We start from the raw sequence: 10,647 nt of genomic DNA on the forward strand, positions 1-10,647 counted from the left end.
ATTGCATCTTTTAAAGATAATTCCTCTTTGATTTGCTTTTATTTTTTTATTACTGTCATTTTATTAAGGACATTTTCAATGAATACGCCCCTGTTCCGACTGAGCCTGCTGTCACTGACACTGGCAGCCGGTTTTGCACACGCAGAAAATGAAGCCAAAGACAATGTTGTGCTTGATACCGTTACCGTTAAAGGTGACCGCCAAGGCAGCAAAATCAAAACCAATATCGTCACCCTTCGTCAAAAAGACGAAAGCACATCAACCGATTTGCGCGAATTGTTAAAAGAAGAACCTGCCATCGATTTCGGCGGCGGTAACGGCACATCCCAACACATGACCTTGCGCGGCATGGGTCAGAACTCTGTCGACATCAAGGTGGACAACGCCTATTCCGACAGCCAAATACTGTATCACCAAGGCCGTTTCATCATCGACCCTGCGCTGGTCAAAATCGTCTCCGTACAGAAAGGTGCAGGCTCGGCATCTGCCGGTATTGGCGCGACCAACGGCGCGATTATTACTAAAACAGTCGATGCCGAAGACTTGCTAAAAGGTTTGGACAAAAACTGGGGCGTGCGCCTCAGCAGCGGCTATGCCAGCAATGACGGCGTAAACTACGGCGCCAGCGTGTTCGGAAAAGCCGGCAACTTCGACGGCTTATTCTCTTACAACCGCAACGATGAAAAAGATTACGAAGCAGGTAAAGGCTACAAAAGTCCCAACGGCGGCAAAACCGTACCTTACAGCGCACTGGACAAACGCAGCTACCTGGCCAAAATCGGAACAACCTTCGGCGACGGCGACCACCGCATCGTGTTGAGCCACATGAAAGACCAGCACCGGGGCATCCGTACTGTGCGTGAAGAGTTTACAATCTTCGAGTCCGACCCTGCAAAAGACAGGCAGAAACCCTCATACCGTGAAACTACCCAATCCAACACCAACTTGGAGTACACGGGTAAAAACTTGGGCTTTGTCGAAAAACTGAACGCCAACGCCTATGTGTTGGAAAACGAACGCTATTCCGCCGATGACAGCGGCAGCGGTTACGCAGGCAATGTGGTCGGCCCTAACCATACCCGAATCGCCACTCGTGGTGCGAACTTGAACTTCGACAGCCGCCTTGCCGAACAAACCCTGTTGAAATACGGTATCAACTACCGCCATCAGGAAATCGAGCCGCAAGCGTTTTTGAACAACGAATTTAAGATCTCCGGTAAGAAACCAGACCCAAAAGATCCTAAAAAAGAAATAGATAAGACCGATGAAGAAAAAGCGAAAGACAAGAAAGTTATGGATCTTGTCCATTCCTACAAACTGTCCAACCCGACCAAAACCGATACCGGCGCGTATATCGAAGCCATTCACGAAATTAACGGCTTTACCCTGACCGGCGGACTGCGTTACGACCGCTTCAAGGTGAAAACCCATGACGGCAAAACCGTTTCAAGCAGCAGCCTTAACCCGAGTTTCGGCGTGATTTGGCAGCCGCACGAACACTGGAGCTTCAGCGCAAGCCACAACTACGCCAGCCGCAGCCCGCGCCTGTATGACGCGCTGCAAACCCACGGCAAGCGCGGCATCATCTCGATTGCCGACGGCACCAAAGCCGAACGCGCGCGCAATACCGAAATCGGTTTCAACTACAACGACGGCACGTTTGCCGCAAACGGCAGCTACTTCTGGCAGACCATCAAAGACGCGCTTGCCAATCCGCAAAACCGCCACGACTCTGTCGCCATCCGTGAAGCCGTCAATGCCGGCTACATCAAAAATCACGGTTACGAATTGGGCGCGTCCTACCGCACCGGCGGCTTGACTGCCAAAATCGGCGTAAGCCACAGCAAACCGCGTTTTTACGATACACACAAAGATAAATTGTTAAGCGCGAACCCCGAGTTTGGCGCACAAACCGGCCGCACTTGGACGGCTTCCCTTGCCTACCGCTTCCAAAATCCGAATCTGGAAATCGGCTGGCGCGGACGCTATGTTCAAAAAGCCGTGGGTTCGATATTGGTGGCAGGTCAAAAAGGTCGCGACGGCAAACTGGAAAACGTTGTACGCCAAGGTTTCGGTGTGAACGATGTCTTCGCCAACTGGAAACCATTGGGCAAAGACACGCTCAATATCAATCTTTCAGTTAACAACGTGTTCAACAAGTTCTACTATCCGCACAGTCAACGCTGGACCAATACCCTACCAGGTACCGGACGTGATGTACGCTTGGGCGTGAACTACCGCTTCTAAAAAGAGCGGGTAAAATACGGGCAGGTCGTCTGAATCAGCTTCGGTTTTCAGACGACCTGCCTGTCAATCAGATTTCTCAATCTGGCATTTTCCAAACTTTTTTGACAACGGCAGGATTGGAACAGGTGTTTGATGCGAGCATCCGCTTTGCGGATTTTCAGACGACCCCTCCCTATTATCTGCCCCGAACCCGACAACGGAGAAATTATCCCATGTTACGTTTAACTGCTTTAGCCGTATGCTGCACCCTCGCTTTGGGTGCGTGTTCACCGAAAGATTCTGCTTCCAATCAGGCGCAAACTGCTTCCGCTTCTGCCGCCCAAACCGAAGGTGCAAGCCTGACGGTGAAAACCGCGCGCGGCGAGGCAACAGTGCCGCAAAATCCTGAGCGTATCGCCGTTTACGATTTGGGCATGCTCGACACTTTAAACAAACTGGGCGTGAAAACCGGTTTGTCCGTCGATAAAAACCGGCTGCCTTATTTAGACGAATATTTCAAAACCACAAAACCTGCCGGCACGCTGTTTGAGCCTGACTACGAAGCCTTAAACGCTTACAAACCGCAGCTCATCATCATCGGCAGCCGCGCAGCCAAAGCGTTTGACAAGTTGAACGAAATTGCGCCGACCATCGAGATGACCGCCGAAACCGCCAATCTGAAAGAAAGCTCAAAAGAGCGCATCGACGCACTGGGGCAAATCTTCGGCAAACAGGCCGAAGCGGACAAGCTGAAAGCGGAAATCGATGCTTCGTTTGAAGCGGCGAAAACCGCTGCTCAAGGCAAAGGCAAGGGTTTGGTAATTTTGGTCAACGGCGGCAAGATGTCGGCTTTCGGCCCTTCTTCCCGTTTGGGCGGTTGGCTGCACAAAGACATCGGCGTTCCTGCTGTCGATGAATCAATTAAAGAAGGCAGCCACGGCCAGCCTATCAGCTTTGAATACCTGAAAGAGAAAAATCCTGATTGGCTGTTCGTTTTGGACCGCGGCGCGGCCATCGGTGAAGAAGGTCAGGCTGCGAAAGATGTTTTGAACAATCCTTTGGTTGCCGAAACAACTGCATGGAAAAAAGGCCAAGTCGTGTACCTCGTACCGGAAACTTATCTGGCGGCCGGCGGCGCACAAGAATTGCTGAACGCTTCCAAACAGGTCAGCGATGCGTTTAATGCGGCCAAGTAATTCAGCGCGGACATAGCCGCCCGCCTCTTTCAGACGGCCTGAAGGGTTTGATGATTCACAGGATCAAGCTGCTTGATCTGAAGTCATTGGATTTAGGCCGTCTGAAAATACATGGTGCAAATGGACAATTTTTGCCTGTTTGCATCTGTTTTTATGATGGGCAAACCTGCCTTTTTCGTAAAATACCTTAACCCTTCTTTCAGACGGCCTTATTTTTCCGAACCATTTTATGTTTCACAAACCTTCATTTTTAAATGCGGTCAACGGTGTGGCGCTGCTGATATTGTTTGCCGTCAGCCTGTCGGTCGGCGTGGCCGACTTCAAATGGTCCGCCTTGTTTTCGCTATCCGACAGCCAGCAGGTCATGTTCATCAGCCGCCTGCCGCGCACGTTTGCGATTGTGCTGACGGGTGCATCGATGGCGGTGGCCGGCATGATTATGCAGATTTTGATGCGCAACCGTTTTGTCGAACCGTCGATGGTGGGCGCAAGCCAAAGCGCGGCTTTGGGCTTGCTGTTGATGACCTTGCTGCTACCGGCCGCGCCGTTGCTGGCAAAAATGTCGGTTGCCGCCGTTGCCGCGCTGATCGGGATGTTGGTCTTTATGCTGCTGATCCGCCGCCTGCCGCCGACCGCGCAACTGATGGTGCCTTTGGTCGGGATTATTTTCGGCGGTGTGATTGAGGCGGTGGCCACCTTTATCGCGTATGAAAACGAAATGCTGCAAATGCTCGGCGTGTGGCAACAGGGCGATTTTTCCGGCGTGTTGCTCGGACGGTATGAATTGTTGTGGGCAACGGGGATTTTGGCTTTGTTTGCCTATTTGATTGCCGACCAGCTGACAATTTTGGGTTTGGGCGAAACGGTAAGCGTAAATTTGGGGCTGAACCGGACGGCGATTCTGTGGTCGGGGCTGATTATTGTGGCGCTGATTACGTCTTTAGTGGTCGTGACGGTCGGCAATATTCCGTTTATCGGCCTAGTCGTGCCGAACATCATCAGCCGCCTGATGGGCGACAAGCTGCGCCAAAGCCTGCCTGCGGTGGCATTGCTGGGCGCGTCTTTGGTGTTGCTGTGCGATATTGTCGGACGCGTGATTGTGTTTCCGTTTGAAATTCCGGTCTCTACGGTTTTTGGCGTGATGGGGACGGCTTTGTTTTTATGGCTTTTATTAAGGAAACCTGCTCATGCCGTCTGAAAAAAATATCGGTTTTATGGCAGGAAGCAGCCGTCCATTGTGGGTGGCCTTTGCGCTGTTGCTGGTTTCCTGCGTTCTGTTTATGACGCTCAACGTCAAAGGCGATTGGGACTTTGTCTTGCACCTGCGTCTGACCAAACTTGCCGCGCTGCTGATGGTCGCCTATGCGGTCGGCGTGTCCACGCAACTCTTCCAAACGCTGACCAACAATCCGATTCTGACCCCTTCGATTTTGGGTTTCGATTCGCTGTATGTGTTTTTGCAGACCTTGCTGGTGTTTACGCTCGGCGGCGTGGGCTATGCTTCCCTGCCGTTGACGGGCAAATTCGGCTTTGAACTGGTCGTCATGATGGGCGGATCGCTGCTATTGTTCTACACGCTTATCAAACAGGGCGGACGCGATTTGTCGCGCATGATTTTAATCGGCGTGATTTTCGGGATTTTGTTCCGCAGCCTGTCATCGCTGCTTTCACGCATGATCGATCCCGAAGAATTTACCGCGGCGCAGGCGAATATGTTTGCCACTTTCAATACCGTCCATTCGGAATTGTTGGGTATCGGCGCAGTCGTGTTGCTCATCAGCGCCGCCGTGATCTGGCGCGAACGCCACCGCCTCGATGTTTACCTGCTCGGACGCAATCAGGCCGTCAATTTGGGCGTCAACTACACGCGCAATACCTTATGGCTGCTGTTGTGGATCGCTGCGCTGGTTGCAACTGCGACCGCCGTTGTCGGCCCGGTAAGCTTTTTCGGCCTGCTGGTTGCCGCGCTGGCCAACTATTTTTCCCCGTCGGTCAAACATTCCGTCCGCCTGCCCATGACTTTTTGTGTCGGCGGCATCCTGTTGGTCGGCGGGCAAACCATCTTCGAACACTTCCTCGGCATGCAGGCCGTATTGAGCGTGGTCGTCGAATTTGCAGGCGGATTGGTATTTTTATATTTGGTGTTGAAAAAGAAATAAATTAAACGTGCCCAAACGCTCGCAAAAATAAATTCAGGCCGTCTGAAACCTTCAGACGGCCTAAGCAAACCCATAAAGGACAACCCTCATGACACCAGAACGCCTCCCTTCATTCTTCGATGACGCCCCGACCATTACCGTCCAAGACGCATTGGCCGACTTCCTCGGTGCAGCCGAAAACGGCATCCTCACTTACCGCTACGCCGATGCAGTGCGCCTGTGCGGCCACTCCTGCCCGACTGTCGCCGGAGCCTACCTAATGGTCATCAAAGGCCTGAAAGCCCTTTACGGCGCAGAGCTGCCGCAACGCGGCGACATCGAAGCCTTTATGCAGGGCGAGCGTGACGAAGGCACGACCGGCGTTACCGCTTCCGTCGTCCAACTCCTTACCGGCGCGGCACCTGAAACCGGCTTTGGCGGCGTAGGCCCAGCCGGACGCTTTGCCCGCCGCCACCTCTTGTCCTTTGGTGCAGGCGAAATCAACGGCACACTCGCACTCCGCCGCCGCGATACCGGCAAAACCGTTGCCGTCAGCCTCAACGCCGCGCTCCAACCCTTTGCGCCGCAAATGCGCGACATCATGCCCAAAGCCGTCAGCGGCAGCGCAAGTACTGACGAACTCAAACAATTCGGCGAACTCTGGCAAGAACGCGTCCGCGCCTTCCTGATTGGCCAAGCCGACAATCCCGAATTTGTCACCGTCAGCGAAATCTAACCACACCATACAGGAATAAAATTCAGACGGCCTCACGCTGAAAGGCCGTCTGAAACCCCAATTTCCCATTTTTGGACCCGCCTATGATTACCATCCGCAACGTCAGCCACACCATCGGCAGCAACCCCATCCTCAACGACGTCAGCCTCGACATCCCCGAAGGCGGCATTACCGCGCTGATCGGACCGAACGGCGCAGGCAAGTCCACACTCCTCTCCTTTATGGCGCGCCTGCAGCCCTTGGTACACGGCGACATCAGCTACGCAGGCAAAGACATCAAAACCACCCCCACCGCCGAACTCGCCCGCACACTTTCCATCCTTACCCAAGAAAACAGCATCATGAGCCGCATTACCGTGCGCGACCTGCTCATGTTCGGCCGCTATCCCTACCACCAAGGCAGGCCGTCTGAAACGGATAAAACCATCGTCGAAGAAGCGCTCGCCGAATTCCACCTGCAAGATTTTGCCGACCGCTACCTGACCGAACTTTCCGGCGGCCAACGCCAACGCGCCATGATTGCCATGGTGTTCTGCCAACGCACCGACTACGTTTTGCTGGACGAACCGCTGAACAACCTCGACATGTATCATGCCCGCTCCCTCATGCAAATCCTGCGCCGACTGACCGACGAACACAAACGCACCACCGTCGTCGTCCTGCACGACATCAACCAGGCAGCAGCCTACGCCGATTACGTCGTCGCCATGAAAAACGGCCAAGTCGCCATGCAGGGCAAGCCCAACGATATTTTCACCGCCGAAAACATCAAAACCCTATTCGATATGGACGTCAACGTCCTCGATTACGAAGGCAAAAAACTGGTTATCCACCATATCTAAATCCGACAAAAAGGCCGCCTGAAACCCGATTGCTCATGTTTCAGACGGCCTTTGTCTATTCAAAGCGTTTATTTTTTATCGTACAAACCGCGCACCACGCGACCGATCGCGGCAATGCCTTTTTCCAACGTTTCCGCGTCCTGCGCAATGCTCATGCGGATGCACTCGTGTGCGTGCGGATAATCTTGCGTATCGATGCCGACAAAGAAATGCTCGCCCGGAATAATCAGCGTGCCTTCGGCCTTGAGCATTTCGTACAAAGTTTGCGACGAAACGGGCAGGTTTTCAAACCAAAGCCACAAGAAAATCGCACCTTCAGGCTTGTGGATTTTCAACGGATACGCGCCCAATTCGCGCTTGAGCAGGGAAACCGCCGTTTGCGCCTGCTGACGGTAAAACGGCTGAATCACTTCATCAGCCAGTTGTTTCAGACGGCCGTCATTTAACAGCGGAGCCGCAATCGCCGCGCCGAAACGGGTTGGCGACAGATTCACAATCGCATTCAAACTGCTGACAGCTTTGACCACTTCCGGCGCAGCGACAATAATGCCGGTACGCACACCGGGCAGGCCGATTTTAGAAAGGCTGAAGCAGAGGATAATGTTTTCGTGCCAATTCAGCGTCACATCGCTGTAAATAATATTTGGGAACGGCATTCCGTAAGCGTTGTCGATAATCAGCGGAATGCCGTGTTCTTGCGCCAAAGCGTCCAGCCGCGCCATTTCGCCGTCGGTCAGCACATTACCGGTCGGGTTAGTCGGGCGCGAACAGCAAATCGCACCGATTTTGCCCGCTTTCAATTCAGGCAGGCTCTCCAGCGCGTCAAAGTCCACGCGGTATTTGAAAAAGCCCGCTTCGCCTTCGTGTTCGACATTTTCGATTTTCGGTTTTACCGAAATAAAATGCTGCCCCTCGACATGCACGTCGGCATAACCGATATATTCAGGCGCAAGCGGCAACAAAATGGCTTTTTCAGCCGTTTGGCCGTCTGAAAGATTGAATTTGCCACCAAACAGGTTGAACAAATAGAAAAACGCGTTTTGCGAACCATTGGTCAGCGCGATATTGTCCGCCGTCAGATTCCAGCCGTATTCACAGTTGAGAAACTTAGTCAAAGCCGCAATCAGCGCCGCATCGCCCTGCGGATTGGAATAATTGCCGATATTCTCAACAGCGTGTTCCGCCGCCAGCTTGGAAAACACATCGGCGAACACGGCATTGACTTCAGCAATCTTCGCCGGATTGCCGCCGCCAAGCATATTGACGGGCTTGTCGCTTTTGAGCGCGTCGCCCAAATCGTCCATCAACTGCAAAATACCGCTGTGTTGTGTGAATTTTTCGCCGAATGCTGAAAACTGCATGGAAACTCCGTTGCTGGGTGCGTGAAAACAATAAACCGCTATTATAAGAACAAAGGCCGTCTGAAAACCAGTTATCCTGATTTTTCAGACGGCCTATTTGACGGAATAGTGGCTTGATACGACCTTATTGGTCTACAGGTATTATTTCTTCCTGCCAAAAATCAGTGATATCACCGACAAAATCAAGAAACCGGCAAATAAAATTTTGGCTATGCCTGCCGCACTACCTGCAATACCACCGAAACCTAATACAGCTGCAATAATAGCAATTATAAAGAAAACGATCGAATAATGAAGCATAATTTTTTCCTTTCGGTTTAATATAAAAACGGTCGAGTGAGACCCGACCGTTTATGGTGAAATTCAACGGTCTTAGTTGTTCAGCCAATCATCAATTTCTTTTTCAGCTTCGTCTTTAGTACGACCGTAACGCTCTTGGAGCTTACCAGCCAACTGATCGCGCTTGCCTTTGATGATGTCCAAATCGTCGTTTGTCAACTCGCCCCATTTTTCTTTGGCTTTACCTTTAAGTTGCTCCCATTTTCCTTTGATAATATCTTCATTCATGGTTATACCATCCTATCTTATTGATTAATATTTGACTCACGGATAAAATCGCTTGCATTTAACCTTACTTGATAATTTTTTAATTTGCAAGCAATGCCAATGCTGATTTTTTAATCAGCTAACCAATATCTTATAAATTTCTTAATTAATCAATAAGTTATACAAAACCGTTAAATTTTGAAAATATTAAGATATTATTGATTGCCGCCTTTTAAGTGTATTTTTTAAATCAATCGACCTCACTATAAAAAACAGGCCGTCTGAAAATCTTTCAGACGGCCTTTTACTATCCAATCTTTCCTTAACGGCCAAAATTGTCTCGGCGTTCGCGCCAGTCTTGGCGGATGGAGCCGCTTTTGCTGACCGGTGTGTCTTGTTCGACTTCCCAAATAAAATTCGTTCCGCCTCCAATCGGATGCGAGCCGCGCAAACCGATGTGGCTGCCTTGGTCGGCAACGGCGGTTCGGCTGTATGTTTGGCCGCCGAAACGGGTTTGCGAGGTTTCGATGCCGCTTTTGATGCTGCCGTAAAGCTGTACGTCGGCGTGTGCGGCAAGTGCGGCGGGGGAAAGTGCGGCAGCGAGGAGAGGTTTCAAGTTCATGGTTTATCCTTTTTTGGAGAGGAATTGTGTGACGATTGTATCGGCCTTGTGCGTAAACAAGTTACAATTCTTGCAAAATCTGACAGGAGTTTTGATGATGCGCTCTTTACGCGCCGCCGCTGTGCAAATGGTGTCGTCCACCGACCCCGAAACCAATATTGCCACCATGAAGCGCCTTGTCCGCGAGGCTGCCGAACAAGGGGCGGACTGGGTGTTGCTGCCCGAATATTGGCCGCTGATGGGCAAAAACGATACGGACAAACTGGCATTTGCCGAGCCTTTGGACGATGGACGCGTTGGCGAAACCTGCCACACCCGTTTTCAGACGGCCTTAAGCGAAACGGCCAGGGAATGCGGCGTGGTGTTGTTTGGCGGTACGGTTCCGTTGCAAAGCCCAAACGCTGGCAAGGTGATGAACACGATGCTGGTGTATGACCGCGACGGCAACCGAATCGGGCTTTACCACAAAATGCACCTTTTTGGCTTTTCCGGTTTGGGCGAACGCTACGCCGAAGCCGATACGATACTGGCGGGAAGCGATGTGCCGAAGTTAAGCGTGGACGATGTTCCGCTGGCGGCCGGCGTTTGCTACGATTTGCGCTTTCCTGAGTTTTTCCGCGCCCAGCAGCCGTTTGATGTTTTGCTGCTGCCTGCCGCGTTTACCTACACTACCGGCAAGGCGCATTGGGAATTGCTGCTGCGCGCCCGTGCAGTGGAAAACCAATGCTACGTCATTGCGTCGGCACAAGGCGGACTGCATGAAAGCGGCCGCCGCACATTCGGCCACAGTATGATTATCGACCCTTGGGGCGATGTGTTGGCGACGTTGCCGGAAGGCGAAGGCGTGATTTGTGCCGATTTGGATACCGCGCGCCTGCAAAGCGTGCGCACGCGCCTGCCTGCCCTGAAACACCGATTACTTTAAACACGCACTATGTCCCAGTTCCAACCCACACGCATTCTCGGCATCGACCCCGGCA

At 52.1% G+C, this 10,647-nt stretch carries 11 protein-coding genes; 7 read left to right on the forward strand and 4 right to left on the reverse strand.

What is annotated here, in order from left to right:
- The first annotated feature begins 78 nt into the window (after positions 1-78).
- The 6 genes from fetA (at position 79) to ACTHUT_RS09285 (ending at position 7,138) form a co-directional block, all read left to right on the forward strand.
- Complete coding sequence (fetA, locus tag ACTHUT_RS09260) at positions 79-2,247, forward strand: TonB-dependent siderophore receptor FetA/FrpB (RefSeq protein WP_250599487.1); 2,169 nt, start codon at positions 79-81, stop codon at positions 2,245-2,247.
- Positions 2,248-2,459: 212 nt separating this feature from the next.
- The gene (locus tag ACTHUT_RS09265; protein WP_250599485.1) at positions 2,460-3,422 is read left to right on the forward strand and encodes a siderophore ABC transporter substrate-binding protein; all 963 of its coding nucleotides are present in this window, start codon (positions 2,460-2,462) and stop codon (positions 3,420-3,422) included.
- Between the two features lie 229 nt (positions 3,423-3,651).
- Positions 3,652-4,620: an ABC transporter permease gene (locus tag ACTHUT_RS09270; RefSeq protein ID WP_070873659.1), complete on the forward strand. Its 969-nt coding sequence runs from the start codon at positions 3,652-3,654 to the stop codon at positions 4,618-4,620.
- Positions 4,610-5,581: an iron chelate uptake ABC transporter family permease subunit gene (locus ACTHUT_RS09275; RefSeq protein ID WP_250599483.1), complete on the forward strand. Its 972-nt coding sequence runs from the start codon at positions 4,610-4,612 to the stop codon at positions 5,579-5,581. The genes ACTHUT_RS09270 and ACTHUT_RS09275 overlap by 11 nt, the downstream gene beginning before the upstream one ends.
- 88 nt (positions 5,582-5,669) lie before the next feature.
- Positions 5,670-6,296, forward strand: a complete 627-nt coding sequence (locus ACTHUT_RS09280; RefSeq protein WP_250599481.1) for an FmdE family protein — start codon at positions 5,670-5,672, stop codon at positions 6,294-6,296.
- Positions 6,297-6,379: 83 nt separating this feature from the next.
- The gene (locus ACTHUT_RS09285) at positions 6,380-7,138 is read left to right on the forward strand and encodes an iron ABC transporter ATP-binding protein (protein WP_049328943.1); all 759 of its coding nucleotides are present in this window, start codon (positions 6,380-6,382) and stop codon (positions 7,136-7,138) included.
- Between the two features lie 68 nt (positions 7,139-7,206).
- On the opposite strand, the gene ACTHUT_RS09290 is transcribed toward ACTHUT_RS09285, so the two are convergent.
- The 4 genes from ACTHUT_RS09290 to ACTHUT_RS09305 all read right to left on the reverse strand — a co-directional run bounded on the left by ACTHUT_RS09290 (position 7,207) and on the right by ACTHUT_RS09305 (position 9,667).
- Complete coding sequence (locus ACTHUT_RS09290) at positions 7,207-8,499, reverse strand: valine--pyruvate transaminase (protein ID WP_250599479.1); 1,293 nt, start codon at positions 8,497-8,499, stop codon at positions 7,207-7,209.
- Positions 8,500-8,640: 141 nt separating this feature from the next.
- Positions 8,641-8,799: a DUF1328 domain-containing protein gene (locus tag ACTHUT_RS09295; RefSeq protein WP_039862543.1), complete on the reverse strand. Its 159-nt coding sequence runs from the start codon at positions 8,797-8,799 to the stop codon at positions 8,641-8,643.
- A 72-nt stretch (positions 8,800-8,871) separates the two neighbouring features.
- Complete coding sequence (locus ACTHUT_RS09300; protein WP_250590882.1) at positions 8,872-9,066, reverse strand: CsbD family protein; 195 nt, start codon at positions 9,064-9,066, stop codon at positions 8,872-8,874.
- Positions 9,067-9,367: 301 nt separating this feature from the next.
- Positions 9,368-9,667 carry a porin gene (locus ACTHUT_RS09305; protein ID WP_250599477.1) on the reverse strand — a complete coding sequence of 100 codons (300 nt, stop codon included), beginning with the start codon at positions 9,665-9,667 and terminating at the stop codon, positions 9,368-9,370.
- Between the two features lie 94 nt (positions 9,668-9,761).
- On the opposite strand from ACTHUT_RS09305, the gene ACTHUT_RS09310 reads away from it, so the two are divergent.
- A complete protein-coding gene (locus ACTHUT_RS09310) occupies positions 9,762-10,592 on the forward strand; it encodes a carbon-nitrogen hydrolase family protein (protein ID WP_250599475.1) in 831 nt (276 codons plus the stop codon).
- The last annotated feature ends 55 nt before the right edge of the window (positions 10,593-10,647 follow it).

The organism is Neisseria sp. P0022.S010 (assembly GCF_051956635.1).